Source organism: Tessaracoccus luoxuelianae, from assembly GCF_055326245.1.
Map to the genome: position 1 here is coordinate 158,763 of NZ_JBUZNO010000008.1, position 18,581 is coordinate 177,343.

15 protein-coding genes are annotated in these 18,581 nt (G+C 68.6%); 14 read left to right on the top strand and 1 reads right to left on the bottom strand.

Annotation, left to right across the window (positions count from 1 at the left end):
• The first annotated feature begins 3 nt into the window (after window positions 1–3).
• The 14 genes from ACZK39_RS13115 to ACZK39_RS13180 are packed head-to-tail and all read left to right on the top strand — an operon-like array spanning window position 4 to window position 16,051.
• Window positions 4–558, top strand: coding sequence for a NuoB/complex I 20 kDa subunit family protein (locus ACZK39_RS13115; protein WP_459056336.1), 555 nt, complete (start codon window positions 4–6; stop codon window positions 556–558).
• Window positions 555–1,250 (top strand): NADH-quinone oxidoreductase subunit C, encoded by a 696-nt coding sequence (locus ACZK39_RS13120; protein WP_459056337.1) that lies wholly within the window; start codon window positions 555–557, stop codon window positions 1,248–1,250. Before ACZK39_RS13115 ends, ACZK39_RS13120 begins: the two co-directional genes overlap by 4 nt.
• Window positions 1,250–2,599 carry an NADH-quinone oxidoreductase subunit D gene (locus ACZK39_RS13125; RefSeq protein ID WP_459056338.1) on the top strand — a complete coding sequence of 450 codons (1,350 nt, stop codon included), beginning with the start codon at window positions 1,250–1,252 and terminating at the stop codon, window positions 2,597–2,599. Before ACZK39_RS13120 ends, ACZK39_RS13125 begins: the two co-directional genes overlap by 1 nt.
• Window positions 2,596–3,339 carry an NADH-quinone oxidoreductase subunit NuoE gene (nuoE, locus tag ACZK39_RS13130; RefSeq protein ID WP_459056339.1) on the top strand — a complete coding sequence of 248 codons (744 nt, stop codon included), beginning with the start codon at window positions 2,596–2,598 and terminating at the stop codon, window positions 3,337–3,339. Before ACZK39_RS13125 ends, nuoE begins: the two co-directional genes overlap by 4 nt.
• Window positions 3,336–4,646 (top strand): NADH-quinone oxidoreductase subunit NuoF, encoded by a 1,311-nt coding sequence (nuoF, locus tag ACZK39_RS13135; protein WP_459056340.1) that lies wholly within the window; start codon window positions 3,336–3,338, stop codon window positions 4,644–4,646. Before nuoE ends, nuoF begins: the two co-directional genes overlap by 4 nt.
• Complete coding sequence (locus ACZK39_RS13140; protein ID WP_459056341.1) at window positions 4,646–7,054, top strand: NADH-quinone oxidoreductase subunit G; 2,409 nt, start codon at window positions 4,646–4,648, stop codon at window positions 7,052–7,054. The genes nuoF and ACZK39_RS13140 overlap by 1 nt, the downstream gene beginning before the upstream one ends.
• Window positions 7,055–7,057: 3 nt before the next feature.
• Window positions 7,058–8,380, top strand: a complete 1,323-nt coding sequence (nuoH, locus tag ACZK39_RS13145) for an NADH-quinone oxidoreductase subunit NuoH (RefSeq protein WP_459056343.1) — start codon at window positions 7,058–7,060, stop codon at window positions 8,378–8,380.
• On the top strand, window positions 8,380–8,937 hold the full coding sequence (gene nuoI / locus ACZK39_RS13150; protein WP_459056344.1) for an NADH-quinone oxidoreductase subunit NuoI: 558 nt from the start codon (window positions 8,380–8,382) through the stop codon (window positions 8,935–8,937). The genes nuoH and nuoI overlap by 1 nt, the downstream gene beginning before the upstream one ends.
• Window positions 8,934–9,755 (top strand): NADH-quinone oxidoreductase subunit J, encoded by an 822-nt coding sequence (locus tag ACZK39_RS13155; RefSeq protein WP_459056345.1) that lies wholly within the window; start codon window positions 8,934–8,936, stop codon window positions 9,753–9,755. The genes nuoI and ACZK39_RS13155 overlap by 4 nt, the downstream gene beginning before the upstream one ends.
• A complete protein-coding gene (gene nuoK / locus ACZK39_RS13160; RefSeq protein ID WP_459056346.1) occupies window positions 9,752–10,051 on the top strand; it encodes an NADH-quinone oxidoreductase subunit NuoK in 300 nt (99 codons plus the stop codon). The genes ACZK39_RS13155 and nuoK overlap by 4 nt, the downstream gene beginning before the upstream one ends.
• 58 nt (window positions 10,052–10,109) lie before the next feature.
• Window positions 10,110–11,966 carry an NADH-quinone oxidoreductase subunit L gene (gene nuoL / locus ACZK39_RS13165; protein ID WP_459056549.1) on the top strand — a complete coding sequence of 619 codons (1,857 nt, stop codon included), beginning with the start codon at window positions 10,110–10,112 and terminating at the stop codon, window positions 11,964–11,966.
• 15 nt (window positions 11,967–11,981) lie between these two features.
• Window positions 11,982–13,496 carry an NADH-quinone oxidoreductase subunit M gene (locus ACZK39_RS13170; protein WP_459056347.1) on the top strand — a complete coding sequence of 505 codons (1,515 nt, stop codon included), beginning with the start codon at window positions 11,982–11,984 and terminating at the stop codon, window positions 13,494–13,496.
• On the top strand, window positions 13,493–15,067 hold the full coding sequence (nuoN, locus tag ACZK39_RS13175; RefSeq protein ID WP_463613561.1) for an NADH-quinone oxidoreductase subunit NuoN: 1,575 nt from the start codon (window positions 13,493–13,495) through the stop codon (window positions 15,065–15,067). Before ACZK39_RS13170 ends, nuoN begins: the two co-directional genes overlap by 4 nt.
• Before the next feature lie 18 nt (window positions 15,068–15,085).
• Window positions 15,086–16,051, top strand: a complete 966-nt coding sequence (locus tag ACZK39_RS13180; protein ID WP_463613562.1) for a polyprenyl synthetase family protein — start codon at window positions 15,086–15,088, stop codon at window positions 16,049–16,051.
• A 575-nt stretch (window positions 16,052–16,626) separates the two neighbouring features.
• Here the strand turns inward: ACZK39_RS13180 and ACZK39_RS13185 are convergent.
• Entirely contained in the window at window positions 16,627–18,576 is a 1,950-nt protein-coding gene (locus tag ACZK39_RS13185) for a M13 family metallopeptidase (protein WP_463613563.1), read from the bottom strand.
• Window positions 18,577–18,581: the final 5 nt, after the last annotated feature.

An 18,581-nucleotide genomic window follows, 5' to 3' on the forward strand; every position in this document is an offset into this window, starting at 1 on the left:
ACCATGGGTATCGAAGATAAGCTCCCCAGCGGCATCCTGCTGACCACCGTCGAGGGCGTGTTCGGCTGGCTCCGCAAGGCCTCCTTCTGGCCGGCGACGATGGGCCTGGCCTGCTGCGCCATCGAGATGATGGCCTACGGCACTCCCCGCTACGACGCGGGCAGGTGGGGCCAAGAGGTGTTCCGCGCCTCCCCGAGGCAGGCGGACCTGATGATCGTCTCGGGCCGCGTGTCCCAGAAGATGGCCCCCGTGGTGCGCCAGGTCTACGACCAGATGCCCAACCCCAAGTGGGTCATCTCGATGGGCGCCTGCGCCTCCTCGGGCGGCATGTTCAACAACTATGCCGTCGTCCAGGGCTGCGACCACTTCCTCCCCGTGGACATGTACATCCCCGGCTGCCCTCCCCGCCCGGACATGCTGATCGAGGCCATGTTCAAGCTGCGCGAGAAGGTCCAGCACCGGCCCATCGGACCCAACGAGGTGACCGCCGTCGAAGAGGCGGAGCAGGCGGCCCTGGTGGCCCCCGCCAAGGTCGAGATGAAGGGACTCATGCGATGAGCGAGACCCAGCCTGAGCAGAGACTGCCCGCCGAGGCCGCGGCGCCCGCCTCCCAGCCCGTGTTCGCCCGCCAGGAGGGCATGTGGTCCCGCGGTTCCGGGGACACCTCCGGCTACGGTGGTATGTCCCGCGACCTCGTCATGCCCGGGATCTCCGAGGGCCCCTTCGGGGAGCCGTTCGACACCATCCACAGCCGCGCCCTCGCGCTGCTGCCCGGGCTGGCGGACGCCCGGTTCCTGTTCGACCGCGGCGAGCTCACCATCTACGTGCCCCGCGAGCAGCTCCTCGACGTCGTGCGCCAGTTCCGCGACGACGCGCACCTCCGCTTCGAGGTGTGCGTGTCGGTCTCCGGCGTGCACTACCCCCAGGAGAAGGGCGCCGAACTCCACGCCGTCTACCACCTGTTGAGCTACACCCACAACCGCCGCGTTCGTCTCGAGGTGACCTGCCCGGAGGAGGATCCGCACATCCCCTCGGTGGTGGCCACCTACCCGATGACGGACTACCACGAGCGCGAGGCGTGGGACATGTTCGGGATCATCTTCGACGGTCACCCGTCGCTGACCCGCATCCTGATGCCCGACGACTGGCAGGGCCACCCGCAGCGCAAGGACTACCCGCTCGGCGGCGTGGACGTCGAGTACAAGGGCGCCAAGGTTCCCTCGCCAGACAACCGGAGGAAGTACTCCTGATGAGCACGCACGCAGCCACCGAAGACGTCTTCGCCGGGTCGACGGAGGAGAAGACGGACCGCGTCTACCTGGCGCAGGGCGGCGACTGGGCGGACATCGCCTCCGAGCAGGCCGAGCGCGGCGACGAGACCATCGTCGTCAACATGGGCCCGCAGCACCCGTCGACGCACGGGGTGCTCCGCCTCCTCCTCGAGATGGACGGCGAGACGGTCACCTCCATCCGGCCCGGGATCGGCTTCCTGCACACCGGCATCGAGAAGAACATGGAATACAAGACGTGGACCCAGGGCGTGACCTACGTCACGCGCATGGACTACGTGGCGCCCCTGTTCAACGAGGCCGTCTACTGCCTGGCCGTCGAGCGCCTGCTCGGCATCACCGACCAGGTGCCCGAGCGCGCCAGCATCATCCGCGTCCTGGTCATGGAGCTCAACCGCATCGCCTCGCACCTGGTGGCCATGGGCACCGGCGGCATGGAGATCGGCGCCCTGACCGTCATGACGGTGGCGTTCCGCGAGCGCGAGATGATCCTCGACTTCCTCGAGGGCCTCTCCGGCCTGCGGATGAACCACGCCTACATCCGCCCCGGCGGCGTCGCCAACGACCTCCCGGAGGACGGCCTCAGCCACCTCCGCACCGTCATCGACTGGCTGAAGAAGCACCTGCCCGAGTACGCCATCTTCTGCAACGAGAACCCCATCTTCATCGGGCGCCTCTCCGGCGTCGGCGTGATGGACCTCACCGCCGCCACCATGATGGGGATGTCCGGGCCGCCGCTGCGCGCCACCGGCTACGACTTCGACCTGCGCAAGACCCAGCCCTACTGCGGCTACGAGACCTACGACTTCGACACCGTCACGTGGGACTCCAACGACGCCTACGGCCGTTTCCGCATCCGCCTGCAGGAGTGCTGGGAGTCGCTGAAGATCGTCGAGCAGTGCTTCGAGCGCCTGGAGCGCACCCAGGGCCAGCCCGTGATGGTGGCCGACACCAAGATCGCCTGGCCGGCGCAGCTCTCGGTGGGCGCCGACGGCCAGGGCAACTCCAACGAGCACATCAAGCACATCATGGGCGAGTCCATGGAGGCGCTGATCCACCACTTCAAGATCGTCACCGAGGGTTTCAGAGTGCCGGTCGGCCAGGTGTACGAGGCCATCGAGTCCCCGAAGGGCGAGCTCGCCTGCCACGTCGTCTCCGACGGCGGCACCCGCCCGTACCGGGTTCACTTCCGGGACCCCGGCTTCAACCACCTGCAGTCCATTCCCGCCATGTGTGAGGGCGGCATGATGTCCGATGTCGTCGTCGCGATCGCCAGCCTCGACCCCGTCCTTGGAGGTGTGGACCGATGAGCGGCCACTTTGCCAGCAGCTTCCCCGAGTCCGGCTCGGTGGACTACTCGGATCAGTCGACCAACATCGACGACACCACGATCGACGAGCTCCGCGAGCTGGCCGCCCGCTACCCGCAGCCGCGCTCGGCCCTGCTGCCGATGCTGCACCTGGTCCAGTCGGTCGACGGCCGGGTCAGCCCCCGCGGCATCGAGGTCTGCGCAGACGTCCTGGGGATCACCACCGCCCAGGTCTCCGGCGTGGCCACTTTCTACACCATGTACAAGCGGCGCCCCGCCGGCAGGCACCACGTGGGGGTCTGCACCACCGCGCTGTGCGCCGTCATGGGGGGCGACGCCCTGCTCGACCGCGCCAAGAAGCGCCTCGGCATCGACGAGAACCAGACCACCCCGGACGGTCAGGTCTCGCTCGAGCGGCTCGAGTGCAACGCGGCCTGCGACTTCGCGCCGGTGGCGATGGTCAACTGGGAGTTCTTCGACAACATGGACCCCGCGAAGCTCGACGAGCTGCTCGACGCCCTCATGGCCGGCGAGGAGGTCGTCTCGCCGCGCGGCGCCACGCTCACCTCGTGGCGTGAGGCCGAGCGCGTTCTGGCCGGCTTCCCCGACGGCCGCGCCGACGAGGGGCCCTCCGCGGGCCCCGCCTCGCTGCTGGGCCGCGACATCGCCCGCGAGAACAACTGGACCGCGCCGTCGGCCCCCACCCGGCCGGCCGCTCAGAAGCCGGAGGCTGCCAAGTGACCGATCTGCTGACCCCGGTCCTGTCCAATCACTGGGGCGAGGACAACTCCTGGAAGCTGTCGCGCTACGAGGCCACCGGCGGCTACCGCGCGCTCCGCAAGGCTCTCGCGATGCAACCCGCCGCCGTGGTGGGCCTCGTCAAGGAGTCCAACCTCCGGGGCCGTGGCGGCGCGGGCTTCCCCACCGGCATGAAGTGGTCCTTCGTGCCGCAGGACAACCCCAATCCGAAGTACCTCGTGGTCAACGCCGACGAGTCCGAGCCCGGCACCTGCAAGGACATGCCGCTCATGCTCGCCACCCCCCACACCCTCGTCGAGGGCGTGATCATCTCCTCCTACGCCATCAACGGGCACACCGCGTTCATCTACTGTCGCGGTGAGGTGCTGCACGTGATCCGGCGGCTCCAGCAGGCGGTCCGGGAGGCCTACACGGCCGGCTACCTGGGCAAGAACATCCTGGGCACCGGATACGACCTGGACATCATCGTCCACGCCGGCGCCGGCGCCTACATCTGCGGCGAGGAGACAGCGCTGCTGGACTCCCTCGAGGGACGCCGCGGCCAGCCCCGGCTGCGCCCCCCGTTCCCCGCCGTCGCCGGCCTCTACGCCTCGCCGACGGTGATCAACAACGTGGAGTCCATCGCCTCGGTGCCCTCCATCCTCGCCAACGGCGCGGACTGGTTCAAGGCCATGGGGTCGGAGAAGTCCAGCGGCTTCACCCTCTACTCGCTGTCCGGCCACGTGGCCCGTCCCGGCCAGTTCGAGGCCCCGATGGGGATCACGATGCGCCAGCTCCTGGAGTTGTCGGGAGGCATCCGCGCCGGACACGAGCTGAAGTTCTTCACCCCGGGCGGTTCGTCTACGCCGATCCTGACCGCCGAGCACCTGGACGTCCCCCTGGACTACGAGGGCATGGCCGGGGCGGGCACGATGCTGGGCACCAAGGCCCTGCAGGTCTTCGACGACACCACCTCCATCGTGCGCACCACGCTGCGTTTCGTGGAGTTCTACAAGCACGAGTCCTGCGGCAAGTGCACCCCCTGCCGCGAGGGTTCCTGGTGGTTGGTGCAGCTGCTGATGAAGTTCGAGGCCGGCACCGCCCAGGAGGGCGACGTGGACAAGCTCCTCGACATCTGCGACAACATCGGCGGTCGCTCGTTCTGCGCCCTCGCCGACGGCGCCGTCGCGTGCGTCACCAGCGCCGTCAAGCACTTCAGGCCCGAGTTCGAGCTGGGCTATCACACCCCGGCCCGGGAGCTGTTCCCCTACGAGAAGAGCGCGCTGTTCGCCGTGGAAGGAGACCTCTGATGAGCGTCGACACGAAGACGACGACCGGCGAGGAGCTCGCGCCGAAGCCGGAGCAGGTCACGCTGACCATCGACGGCACGCAGGTGAGCGTCCCCAAGGGCACCCTCATCATCCGGGCCGCCGAGATGATCGGCACCGCCATCCCCAGGTTCTGCGACCACCCGCTGTTGGACCCGGTGGGCGCCTGCCGCCAGTGCATGGTGGACATCCCCGACGCCGGCAACGGTCGCGGATTCCCCAAGCCGCAGGCCTCCTGCACCATGCCGGTGGCCGAGGGCATGAAGGTCAACACGCAGGTCAGCTCCGCCGTCGCCAAGAAGGCGCAGGTGGGCATGCTCGAGCTCCTGCTCATCAACCACCCGCTTGACTGCCCCATCTGCGACAAGGGCGGCGAGTGCCCCCTCCAGAACCAGGCGCTCTCGCACGGCCCGGGGGAGAGCCGCTTCCGTGAGCTGAAGCGCACCTTCCCCAAGCCGGTGAGCATCTCCGCCCAGATCCTGCTGGACCGCGAGCGCTGCGTGCTGTGCGCGCGCTGCACCCGCTTCTCCGAGCAGATCTCCGGCGATCCGTTCATCGCCCTGGTGGAGCGCGGCGCGCTCCAGCAGATCGGCACCTACGAGCAGGATCCCTACGACTCCTACTTCTCGGGCAACGTGGTGCAGATCTGCCCCGTCGGGGCCCTCACCTCCGCCGCGTACCGCTTCCAGGCCCGCCCCTTCGACCTGGTGTCGACGACGGTGACCTGCGAGCACTGCGCCTCCGGCTGCGAGCTGCGCGCGGATCAGCGCCACCACCAGGTCAAGCGTCGCCTCGCCTCGGAGAATCCGGAGGTCAACGAGGAGTGGAGCTGCGACAAGGGTCGCTTCGGCTTCATGTACAGCCGCGGCGATGATCGGATCACGCACCCCCTCGTGCGCCGCGACGGCGTGCTGCGGCCGGCCTCGTGGCCGGAGGCCATCGACGCCGCCGTGGACGGACTGAAGGCCGCGGGCGCGTCCGTCGGCGTCCAGACCGGTGGCCGGCTCACCGTCGAGAACGCCTACGGGTACGCCAAGTTCGCGCGCGCCGTCCTGGGCACCAACAGCGTTGACTTCCGCTCGCGCCCCGCGTCCGCTGAGGAGGCCGAGTTCCTCGCCGCCCGCGTGGCCGGGCAGCACCTCACGCAGTCGGTCACCTACTCCGATCTGGAGAGCGCCTCCCACGTGGTGCTCGTCAGCTTCGAGCCCGAGGACGAGTCGCCCATCGTGTTCCTCCGCCTCCGCAAGGCGGTCCGGAAGAACCGGCTCACCGTCACCACGCTGGCGCCGTTCGCGTCGCGGGGCTCCGAGAAGCTCACCGCCACCGTCGTCCCCGTCGCCCCGGGCGGCGAGGTCGCGGCCCTTGACGGGCTCACGGACCTCGACGCAGGCACGGTGATCCTGGTGGGAGAGCGGGCCGGAACGGTCCCGGGCCTGCTCAGCGCTGTCGCGGCCAAGGCCGACGCCACGGGCGCCCGCCTCGCGTGGATCCCACGCCGGGCCGGCGACGTCGGCGCCATCGAGGCCGGCTGCCTCCCCGGGCTGCTGCCCGGTGGGCGCCCGGTGAGCGACGCCGCCGCGCGGGTGGACGTCGCGTCCCACTGGGGGCTGCCGTCGCTGCCCTCGGAGAGTGGCCTGTCGGCCGACGAGCAGTTCGCCGCCGCCGCGGACGGGACCCTCAAGGCCCTGGTCGTGGCCGGTGTGGACCCGTCAGACCTCGCCGATCCCGCCGCCGCCCTCAACGGCCTGGAGAAGGCCGGCTTCGTGGTGAGCATCGAGCAGCGCATGTCGCTGGTCACCGAGCGGGCGGACGTGGTGTTCCCCGCCGCCCTGCTGGAGGAGCAGTCCGGCCACTTCCTCAACTGGGAGCACCGCCACGGCCGCGTGAAGGTGGTCAACAAGAACCTCACCTCCCCGATGACGGACCTGCGGATCCTCGCCGCCCTCGCGGACGCGCTCGGGTCCACCCTCGGCTTCCGGGCCTCCAAGCAGGCGTACGCGGACATGCTCGAGTTGGGCACCTGGGAGGGGGAGCGCGCCATGGCACCCACCACCCGGGCTGCCGCCCCCTCAGCGCCCGGCCTCCTTCTGGCCGGTTGGCGCGAGTTGCTGGACGCCTCGCAGGGCAACGACTTCGAGCTGGCGCTCCGCGCCACCGCCAGGCCCGCGGTCGCTCGTGTGTCCGCCGCCACCGCCGAACGTCTCGGCGTCGGCGAGGTGGCCACCGTCGAGGCCGGGGGAGTGTCCGTGGTCCTTCCGGTGGAGATCACCCCGGACATGGCCGACGGCGTGGTGTGGGTGCCCCTGAACCCCAACAGCGCCGAACGCCTCCCCGTGACGCCCGGCGCGCCCGTCCGTGTGACGGCCGTCTCAGTGGATGAAGGAGTCTGAGCCATGAACATCTTCTTCCAGGACCCCTGGTGGCTGATCCTGATCAAGGTGGTGGCGGTCTTCGTCATCCTCCTGGTCTGGACGATCTTCAACGTCTGGTACGAGCGCCGCCTCGTCGGCAAGATGCAGCACCGCCTCGGACCCATCATGAACGGCCCGTTCGGCCTGGGCCAGGCCTTGGCAGACGGCGCGAAGCTCCTGGTCAAGGAGGACTTCCGCCCCAAGAACGCGGACAAGGTGGTGTTCAACCTCGCCCCCATCCTCACGGCCGTGGCGGCCTTCACCATCTGGACCGTGATCCCCTTCGGCGGGGAGGTGGAGATGTTCGGCGTCACCACGCGCCTCCAGGTGACCGACCTGCCGGTGTCCGCTCTGTTCATCCTCGCCATCGCCTCCATCGGGATCTACGGCATCGTGCTGGCGGGGTGGGCGGGCAACTCCACCTACTCCTTCCTCGGCTCGATCCGCTCCACCGCCCAGATGATCTCCTACGAGATCGCGATGGGGTTGTCCATGGTGGCCGTGTTCCTGCAGGCGGGCTCGATGTCGACGTCGCAGATCGTCGAGGCGCAGCGGGCGACCATCCTGTTCCGCGTCCCGCTCACCGACATGACCTTCGACCCGGGCATCACCGGCTGGTACGCCATCCTGCTGTTCCCCTCCTTCGTGATCTACGGCATCTCCATGGTGGGCGAAACCAACCGCGCGCCGTTCGACCTGCCGGAGTGCGAGTCGGAGCTGGTCTCGGGCTACCTCACCGAATACTCCGGCTTCCGCTACGCCCTGTTCTTCCTCGCCGAGTACATCAACATGGCCACCGTCTCGGCGGTGTGCACCACGCTGTTCCTCGGCGGTTACCTGCCCCCGTGGCCCCTCAACCTCATCCCCTTCCTGAACAATCCATGGCTGGGCCCGATCTTCTTCATGATCAAGGTGCAGTTGCTCATCTCGGTCTTCGTCTGGCTCCGCGGCACGCTCCCGCGCTTCCGGTACGACCAGTTCATGAACCTGGGATGGAAGGGACTCATCCCGATCTCTCTGGTGTGGATCCTGATGATCGCCATCGCCCCCGGTTACACCATCGGGCTGGGCCTCGCGCTCGTCGTGGCGGTGTACCTCATCTTCGGCGACAAGAACCGCGTCTCCGACGAGCCGGAGCCGTTCGTGGCTCCCGACGGCGAGATCTTCGACGCGTTCGCCGGCGGTTACCCCACCCCGCCGCGTCCCGGCCAGCTGCTTCCCGAGTTCGCGGGAGTCGTCTCCGGCCGCGGGGATGACACGTCAGAGCCGGCCGAGCCGGCCGCCTCCGAAGGGAAGGAATCCTGATGGGACTACTTGACCCGTGGGCCGGTTTCGGCGTCACATTCAACACGATGTTCCGCAAGACCTTCACGCAGTCCTATCCGCACAAGAAGGGCGCGGAGAAGGTCACCATGCCGCGGTTCCACGGCCGCCACCAGCTCAACCGCTGGCCCGACGGCCTGGAGAAGTGCGTCGGCTGCGAGCTGTGCGCGTGGGCCTGCCCCGCGGACGCGATCTACGTCGAGGGCGGCGACAACACCGACGACGACCGCTACTCTCCCGGAGAGCGCTACGGCCGCGTCTACCAGATCAACTACCTGCGCTGCATCTTCTGCGGCCTGTGCATCGAGGCCTGCCCCACGCGGGCGTTGACGATGACCAACGACTTCAAGCTCTCCGACGATTCGCGCACCAAGCTGATCTACGAGAAGGATGACCTGTTGGCTCCTCTGCTCAGCGGCATGGAGCAGCCCCCGCACCCCCGCAGGCTCGGGGACGACGAGCAGTCCTACTTCCTCGGCCTGCCGGAGACCGGCAAGCCGGACACGCGCACCGCCACAACCACAGGAGCGGCCCGATGATCCCCCTCATCCCGCTGGTGACCGCCAGCGAGGTGGCCTTCTGGGTGTGCGCCCCCATCGCGGTCGTGTGTGCGCTCGGTCTCCTGCTCGCCCGCAAGCCGGTCCACTCGGCCATCTTCATGGCCGGGGTCATGGTCAGCCTGGCTGTGCTCTACGCCGCCAACGACGCCCCCTTCCTCTTCGTGATCCAGATCATCGTCTACACCGGCGCCATCCTCATGCTGTTCCTCTTCGTGGTGATGCTCGTCGGCGTGGACTCCACCGACTCGGTGGTGGAGACCATCAAGGGGCACCGCGTCTCCTCCGTGCTGGTGGCCCTCGGCCTCGGCGCCCTGCTGGTGATGGGGGTGGGACAGTTCGCTGTCAACGGCGCACCCGCCGGCCTGACGGAGGCCAACGCGGAGTACGGCGGCAACATCCCCTCGTTGGCCGCCCTGCTGTTCACCAGGTACGTGTTCATCTTCGAAGCAACCGCCGCGCTGCTCATCACGGCCGCGGTCGGCGCCATGATCCTGGCGCACGGCGAGCAGCTCTCGAAGAAGGCCTCCCAGACCGAGTCACTGCAGGAGCGCGTCCGCGCCTACGCCGAAGACGGCGTGCACCCAGGTCCGCTGCCCAGCTCGGGCGTGTTCGCCCGGCACAACGCCATCTCCACCCCGGCGCTGCTACCCGACGGCTCGGTCGCGGAGAAGTCGGTGTCCAAGACGCTCGCCATGCGTGGGGTGATCGTGGACGTCAACGAACTGCGCGCTCCCACCACCGCGGCGTACGCCGCCATCGCCGGGAAGACCGACGAGATCGAAGGAGACGACGAATGAACCCCGAGGGCTATCTGGTTCTCTCGGCGATCCTGTTCGCGATCGGAGTCGCGGGCTTCCTGCTGCGCCGCAACGCGATCATCGCCTTCATGAGCATCGAACTGACGCTCAACGCCACCAACCTCGCCTTCGTCGCCTTCGCCAACTATCACGGCAATCTCGACGGACTGATCGCGGCCTTCTTCGTGATGGTGGTGGCCGCCGCAGAGGTCGTGGTGGGTCTGGCGATCATCGTCGCCGTGTATCGTGCCCGCCGCTCGGCTTCGGTCGACGACGCCAATCTGATGAAGTTCTAAGGGGTTTAGAAGCGTGCAACTCCTCGAATCCGTTTCCGCCCTGTCCGCATCAGGTGCCATGGCCTGGCTGCTGATCGCGATCCCACTGGCCACCGCGGCGTTCCTGCTGCTGGCCGGCAGGATGAGCGACTCCTGGGGCCACCTGCTGGCCACCCTCGCTCCCATCGTCTCCTTCGCCCTGGGCCTCGTGCTGTTCGTTCAGCTCCTGACCAGCCCCGCGGACGCGCGACACCTCGACGTCAGCGTCTACGAATGGATCGCCACCGGTGCGTGGTCCATCGAGTTCGGCCTGCTGGTCGATCCGTTGTCCATCCTGTTCGTGCTCCTCATCACCGGCGTCGGGTCGCTGATCCACGTCTACTCGATCGGCTACATGGCCCACGACGACCGTCGCCGTCGGTTCTTCGCCTACCTCAACCTGTTCATCGCCGCCATGCTCACGCTGGTGCTGGCGAACAACTACCTGGTGCTGTTCCTCGGCTGGGAGGGCGTCGGTTTGGCATCGTTCCTGCTGATCTCCTTCTGGGCGCACAAGCCCTCGGCCGCGGCCGCCGGCAACAAGGCGTTCATCGTCAACCGCGTCGGCGACCTGGGCCTCAGCATGGCGATCTTCACCATGCTGGCCATGTTCGGCAGCGTGAACTTCGCCGACGTCAACGCGGGGGCCGAGTCGCTGGATCCGGTGTGGGCTACGCTCATCGGCCTGTTGCTGCTGCTGGGCGCCGCCGGTAAGTCCGCGCAGGTCCCGTTGCAGTCCTGGCTGCTCGACGCGATGGAGGGCCCCACCCCGGTGTCGGCCCTCATCCACGCCGCCACCATGGTGACCGCGGGCGTCTACCTGGTGGTCCGCTCCAACGCGATCTACGCGCAGACGGAGGTGGCCACCACGGCCGTCGCCATCGTGGGCACCGTGACTCTGCTGGCAGGCGCCTGGATCGGCTCCTCGAAGGACGACATCAAGAAGGTCCTCGCCGGCTCCACCATGTCCCAGATCGGGTACATGATGCTCGCCGCGGGCCTCGGCCCTGCAGGCGCGTCCTTCGCCATCTTCCACCTGCTGACCCACGGATTCTTCAAGGCCAACATGTTCCTCGGCGCCGGCTCCGTCATGCACGGCATGAACGACGACGTGAACATGCGCCACTACGGTGCCCTGGCCAAGAGCATGCGGATCACCTTCTACACGTTCGCCATGGGCTACCTCGCCATCATCGGCTTCCCGTTCACCTCGGGCTTCTACTCCAAGGACCACATCATCGAGGCCGCGTTCCACGAGAACACGGTCATCGGGGTCCTTGCGCTGCTCGGCGCAGGGGTGACGGCCTACTACATGACGAGGCTCATGATGATGACGTTCTTCGGCGCCAAGCGCTGGGAGAAGGACGTGCATCCGCACGAGTCGCCCGCCGTGATGACCGTGCCCCTGATCGTGCTCGGCGTCCTGTCTATCGTCTCGGGCTTGTTCCTGAACGGCTGGATCCAGGGCTGGCTCGAGGAGTCCACCGGACAGCATCCCCATGAGACCGGCCTGTTCACCTTCACCCCGGTGGGCCTGCTGACGATGGCCGTGGTGGCCGTCGGTGTCGCCATCGGGTGGTTCCTCCACCGCCACGACATCCCCGTCGACGCACCCGCCACCGCCAACCCCCTGGTGCTCGCGGGCCGCAACGACCTGTACGGCGATGCCTTCAACGAGCACGCCATCGTCCGCCCCGCCAAGGGCCTGGCCTCCGGCCTCGCGTGGTTCGATCGCGGCACCGTCGACGGTGTGGCGATGGGCAGCGCTAGCCTCGCCACCGGCCTGGGTGCCTGGCTGCGGAGGAGCCAGAACGGCTACGTGCGCAGCTACGGCCTCATCCTCGGTGTCGGCGTCCTCGTCCTCGCGGGCGTCGTCATCCTCGGGCAGCTGGGCTAAGGAGAACCTGAAGATATGCCATTGCCACTACTGTCCATCCTTGCCCTGGTGCCGCTCGTCGGCTCGCTTGTGCTGTTCGTCGTGAAGGGCCAGGCCGGCAGGCTGATCGGCTACGGCTTCGCGCTCACCACCGCCATCCTGGGGGTGCTCGCCGTCGTGCTGCAGGCCCGCGGCGTGCCGCTGGCCGAGGAGGTCGCCTGGATCCCGCAGATCGGGGCGCACTACGCCCTGGACCTCGACGGCATGGGCGCCATCCTCGTCCTGATGACCGTCATCCTGGTGCCGGTGGTGCTGCTCGCGGAGTGGCGCGTCGGCGAGGCACCCGAGGCCCGCTGGGGCGCCGAGACCTTCTTCGCCCTGGCGCTGATGCTGCAGTCGTTCGCGCTGTTCGTCTTCATGGCCTCCGACATCCTGGTGTTCTACGTGGCCTTCGAGGCCACCCTCATCCCCACCTACTTCCTCATCGGCGGATTCGGCGGCCCCAGGCGGGCGGCCGCGGCGATGAAGTTCCTGCTCTACTCCCTGGCCGGCGGCCTGGTGATGCTGGTGGCCGTGGCCGGCGTGTACGCCGTGACCGCCGCCACGGGCAGCCCCAGCTTCCTCATCGGGGACCTGGTCGGTGTCGAGATGAGCACCGAGATGGGGCGCTGGCTGTTCCTCGGGTTCTTCTTCGCCTTCGCGGTGAAGGCCCCGTTGGCCGGCCTGCACACCTGGCTGCCGGATGCTGCCGAGCAGTCCACCCCCGGCACCTCAACCCTGCTGGTGGGCGTCCTGGACAAGATCGGCACCTTCGGGATGCTGAAGATCTGCCTCGTGGCGTTCCCCGAGGCCACCCAGTGGGCCACCCCCGTGATCCTTGTCTGGGCGATCGTGTCCGTCCTCTACGGGGCGTTCATGGCCTTCGGGGCCACGGACCTCCTCCGCCTGGTCTCCTACACCTCGATCAGTCACTTCGGGTTCATGGTCTTCGGCATCTTCGCCCTGACCACCCCGTCGATCAGCGGCTCGATCTTCTACATGCTCAACCACGGGCTGTCCACGGCCGCGATGTTCCTCGTCGTCGGGTTCATGATCCGGCGCCGCGGCTCGCAGCACATCGACGCCTTCGGCGGCGTCCAGAAGGTGGCCCCGGTCCTGGCCGGCGTCCTCCTGATGTCTGGCCTGTCCGCGCTGGCACTGCCGGGCATGGGCAGCTTCGTCTCTGAATTCCTCGTCATGGCGGGCGCCTGGCAGGTGTACCCGGTGCACACCGCGGTCATCACGTTGGGCATGGTGCTGGCCGCGGTCTACGTGCTGCGCATGTACAAGACCACCATGACCGGCCCGGTCACGGACCAGGTCGCCACCCACGTCACACACGACCTCAGCGCACGCGAAAAGGCCGTCGTGGCTCCGCTCCTCATCCTGCTCATCGTCTTCGGGTTCGTCCCGAAGCCGGTGTTGGCGATGGCTGACGACACGGCCGCCCAGATCATGGCCGTCGTCGGCGTCGAGGATCCCGCCCCGCAGGTCAAGGAAGGCAACCGATGATCAACCTCCTGGAGATCGCCGCTCCCACCCTGGAGTGGATGCTGCTGTCGCCGTTGCTCGTGATCCTGGCCGCCGCCTGCCTCGGCGTGCTCGTGGAGGCCCTGGCACCGCGTGAGCTGCGCTACGTCATCCAATCCGCCCTCGCCGGCCTTGCGGTGGTCGCGGCGCTGGGCCTGACCATCCTCAACTGGATCGAGGCCACCCCGCAGATCGCGGCCATGGGCGTCCTCGCCATCGACCACCCGGCCTTCTTCTTCTGGAGCCTCCTTCTGGTCTTCGGGCTCGGTGGCGTGGCCCTGTTCGCGGAGCGCGGCCTCGGCACCGGCCAGTCGGCCTTCGCCTCGTCGGCCGCCACGGTCCCCGGATCGCCGCTGGAGCGGGAGGCGGACAGGCTCCGCCGCGAACACACCGAGGTCTTCCCCCTGCTGCTGTTCTCGCTGTTCGGCATGATGATCTTCGCCTCCGCCAACGACCTGCTGACGCTCTTCGTGGCCGTGGAGATCTTCTCGCTGCCGCTCTACCTGCTCACCGGCATGGCCCGGCGGCGTCGCCTCCTCAGCCAGGAGGCCGCGCTCAAGTACTTCCTGCTCGGCTCACTGGCCTCCGCCATCATGCTCTACGGCATCGCGATGCTGTATGGCTACGCGGGCGCCTTCCAGCTGGCGGACATCGACGCGGCCATCGCCGCCGGCACCGGCAGCAACGCGCTGCTGCTCACCGGCATGCTGCTGACCGCGGTCGGGCTCCTGTTCAAGATCGGTGCCGTCCCGTTCCACGCCTGGACCCCCGACGTGTACATGGGTGCCCCGTCGCCCGTGACCGCCTTCATGGCCGTGGCCACCAAGACGGCCGCCGTGGCGGGCCTGCTGCGCGTGTTCTACGTGGCGCTCGGCGGCCTGCGCTGGGACTGGCAGCTGCTCTTCGCAGTGGTGGCCATCCTCACCATGCTGCTCGGCTCCACCGTCGCGCTGGCCCAGAACGACATCAAGCGGCTCCTGGCCTACTCGTCGATCGCGCACGGTGGATTCATCCTCGTGGGCGTCGTGGGCGCGGTGCAGGCGGGCGACGAGGTCAGCATCTCCAGCGTCGGTGCCATCGGGTTCTACCTGATGACCTACGGCGTGGCCACGCTCGGCGCCTTCGCCATCGTCACCATGGTGCGGCGCTCCGGCGGCGAGGCCAACAACCTCGACGCGTGGAAGGGCCTCGGGCGCCGGAACCCGGTCATCGCGGCCCTCATGACCCTGTTCCTGCTCAGTTTCGCCGGCATCCCGCTCACCGCGGGCTTCATCGGCAAGCTCGCGGTGTTCGCCGCGGCGTGGGCGGGCGGCTACGGCTGGCTGGTTCTCGTCGCCGTGGTGATGAGCGTGGTCGCGGCGTTCTTCTACCTCAAGGTCGTGGTGGCCATGTGGTTCCAGGACGAGGATGAGGCCACCGTCGGCACCGTGGAGACGCCGTCGCTGTGGACCTGGTCTGTGCTTGTTGTCGCCGGAGTGGTTACCCTTGTGCTCGGCCTCATTCCCGGTGGCGTCCTGACGCTCATCGCGAACGCGGCCCAGTTCATTCGATAACCCTGACTAGGAGACCCCGTGGCGGACGCCCCGCTCGATGAGCACCTGACCGCCCTTCTCGACGAGTTCGAGGAGCGGTTGGTGGACACGGCAGTGGCCGGCTCCCCGTTCGTGACGGAGGCGTCGCGCCACATCATCGCCGCCGGCGGGAAGCGGTTCCGGCCGCTCCTGGTGTTCCTCGCCGCGCAGTTCGGCGGCCCCGTGGACACCGACAACCTGATGCGCGCCGCGATGGTGATGGAGCTCACGCACGTCGCCAGCCTCTACCACGACGACGTCATGGACGTCGCGGACCTGCGCCGCGGCGCGCCGTCGGCGAACCGCCTCTGGGGCAATTCGGTGGCGATCCTGGTGGGTGACTTCCTGTTCGCGCGCGCCTCGACGACGGTCGCGGAGCTTGGCGTCGACTACGTGCGCCTGCAGGCCGAGACGTTCTCGCGACTCGTGCAGGGGCAGATCGCGGAGACCAGGGGCCCCGGCGAGGGGGAGGACCCGCTGGCGCACTACATCCGGGTGATCGCGGACAAGACCGGCTCACTGATCGCGGCGTCGGCGATCTTCGGCGGCATGGTCGCGGGGGCCAGCCGCGAGGTGATCGACGCGCTGGCGGCCTTCGGCGAGGAGGTGGGCCTGGTCTTCCAGCTCTCCGACGACCTCATCGACATCAGCTCCACCACCACGGGCAAGACCCCGGGCACGGACCTCCGCGAGGGGGTGCCCACCCTGCCGGTGCTCATGCTCCGTGCGTCCAAGGACCCCGCGGACGACGACATCCTGGCGATGGTCGACGGGGATCTCACCAGCGACGCGGTCCTGGCAGACGTGCTGGCACGGCTCCGGGCCCACCCCGTCATGGACCGGGCGAAGGCTGAGGTGGAGCGTCGCGCCGACCGCGCGCGCGCCCACCTCGCCCCGCTGCCCGACGGCGACGCCAAGGATGCGTTACTGAAGGTCTGCACCGACCTGGTGGACCGCACTGCGTAAGTGGCACTAGCCAGGCATCGTTCGGATCCGTGGCATGGCCGGGTTCCGCGTCTCCTGAGGGGGACCGGCCTTGCCCATGGGCGCCCTCGGCACGCCCAAACGCGGCGTGCCTTGCCCAACGCCCGACCCACCGCGACCGGTCCCCCTCAGGAGCCGCTCTCGCTATCGATGCCTGTCTCTGCCTGGCCGCTTCCCCTCAGCAGATGCTCTCGCCTTCCGAGCGCGGCTCCCCACCCGGCGTGGTGAGAGGGTCATCAGGCGAAGGCTCGCAGGCCACGAGGGTGGGGGTCGGTGGGCGGCACTGCGCAGGGCTGCCCAACCCGAGGATCACCGAACTGGCGTCCCGCCTGCGCGGACCCAACCCAGGGCCGCCGTGCCGAGCATCGCCCGGACCTGCCCACGCCACAGGAGGACGAGGCGTGCGTCAGGAAGCCGATGCCAGGGCGGCCCTCCCCAGCCCGGCCACCGCCGATCAGGTGACAACAACGGAGACCGCCCACAGCGGGCCGCCCTGGCATCGGCTTCCTGACACACGCCCATCAAGCAGACGGGCAAAAGGGCGGCGGGGCGACCGCTCACCAGATGGTGACCCGGTCCTCCTCCGCGAGCCAGAGTTCATCGTCAGGCGTGACGCCGAACGCGTCGTAGAACGGATCGAGATTGCGCACGATCTGGTTGCAGCGGAACTCGCTGGGGGAGTGGGGGTCGGTGGCGAGCAGCACCTTCATCGCCTCGGGGCGACGCTTGCCCCGCCAGGCCTGCGCCCAGCCGACGAAGAACCGCTGAGCGGGGGTGAGCCCGTCGATCGGTTCGCCGTCGGGATCCCCACCGGCCAGCAGCCACGCCTTGTAGGCGATCCCGAGCCCGCCGAGGTCGCCGATGTTCTCACCCACGGTGAGCTCCCCGTTGACCGATCCGCTGTCCACGCCGTCCGGCACGAGGCCGTCGTACTGCTCGGTGAGCCGCTTCGCCAGCGCCTCGAACGCCTCACGGTCCGCCGGCTGCCACCAGTCGCGGAGTCGGCCATCACCGTCGCACGTGGATCCCTTGTCGTCGAAGCCGTGCCCGATCTCGTGCCCGATCACCGCGCCGATGGCGCCGTAGTTGACGGCCTCGTCGGCGTCGGCGTTGAAGAACGGCGGTTGCAGGATGGCGGCCGGGAACACGATCTCGTTGCGCAACGGGTGGTAGTAGGCGTTGACGGTCTGCGGGAACATCTGCCACTCGTCGAGGTCGATCGGTCCGCCGATCCGGCCCAGCGCGTAGTCCAGCTCAAAGGAGTTGGCGGCCATCACCGAGGCAACCAGATCGCCCGGGGTGACGACCAGGTCCGAGTAGTCGCGCCACTTTGCCGGGTAGCCCACCTTCGGGGTGAACTGCTCCAGCTTGCGCAACGCCTCGGTGCGCGTCTCGTCGGTCATCCAGGCCAGACGCTCGATGGACCCGCGGTAGGCCGCCATCAGATTGCCCACCAGCACGTCCATCGCCTGCTTGGCCTCAGGCCGGAAGTGCCGTTCCACGTAGGCTCGGCCGACGGCCTCCCCGACGACGCCCTCGACGAAGGCTATGCCGCGCTTCCACCGCGGGCGCTGCTCCTCGTTGCCGTTGAGGGTGCGCTCGTAGAAGTCGAACCGGGCCTCGACGAAGTCCGATGACAGGTAGGGGGAGAGGCCGGAGACGGCCTTCCATCGCGCCCAGCTGCGCCAGGCGTCCAGCGGCGTCGAGGAAAGGAGGGGAGCGACCCCCTCGAGGAACGACGGCTGGGCGAGGATCACCTCGGCGAGCGTCCCGGCGGGGATGCCGGCGCCGTCGATGAAGGCCGCCCAGTCGAACCCGGGGGAGGCCGCGACCATGTCGTCGTAGGCGGTGGGGTTGTACATGGCCCGAAGGTCGCGGCACCGCACGCGGTCCCAGTGGTGGGCGGCGATCGCGGTCTCCAGGTCCAGCACCGTTCGTGCCTGGGTGGCGGCGTCGTCGAATCCGGCGAGAGTGAGCACCCGGGTCACATGCGCCAGGTACTGTTCGCGGATCTCGGCGTGCTCGTCCTGGCGGTAGTAGGCCTCGTCCGGCAGGCCGAGGCCGCCCTGGGAGGTGAAGACGGCGTAGCGGGTGGGGTCGCCGGGGTCCGATTCCTCGTAGAGGTGGACGAGCGGGCTCAGCCCGTGGCGCAGCGACCATCCGAGGTGCCTGGCCATGGCGGCGGGCGTGTCGATGGCGTCGATAGACGCGAACACGGGGGCCAGCGGGGCGGCACCCAATGATTCGACGCGTTCGACGTCCATGAACGCCGCGTAGAGCGCCGCGACCTTCCCCTCGTCCGTGGCCACGTCGCCCTGGGGGAGCTCGCTGACGAGCGTCAGCACGTCCTTCTCCGCCTGCTCGACCAGGTCCACGAATCCGCCGGCCGAGGACCGGTCCGGCGCGATGGGTGCCGTGCGCAGCCAGGTGCCGTTGACGTGGCGGAAGAGGTCTGTCTGGGGGCGGACGGCAGGGTCGAAGTGCTCGAAGGCGATGGCGGCAGTCATGCCCG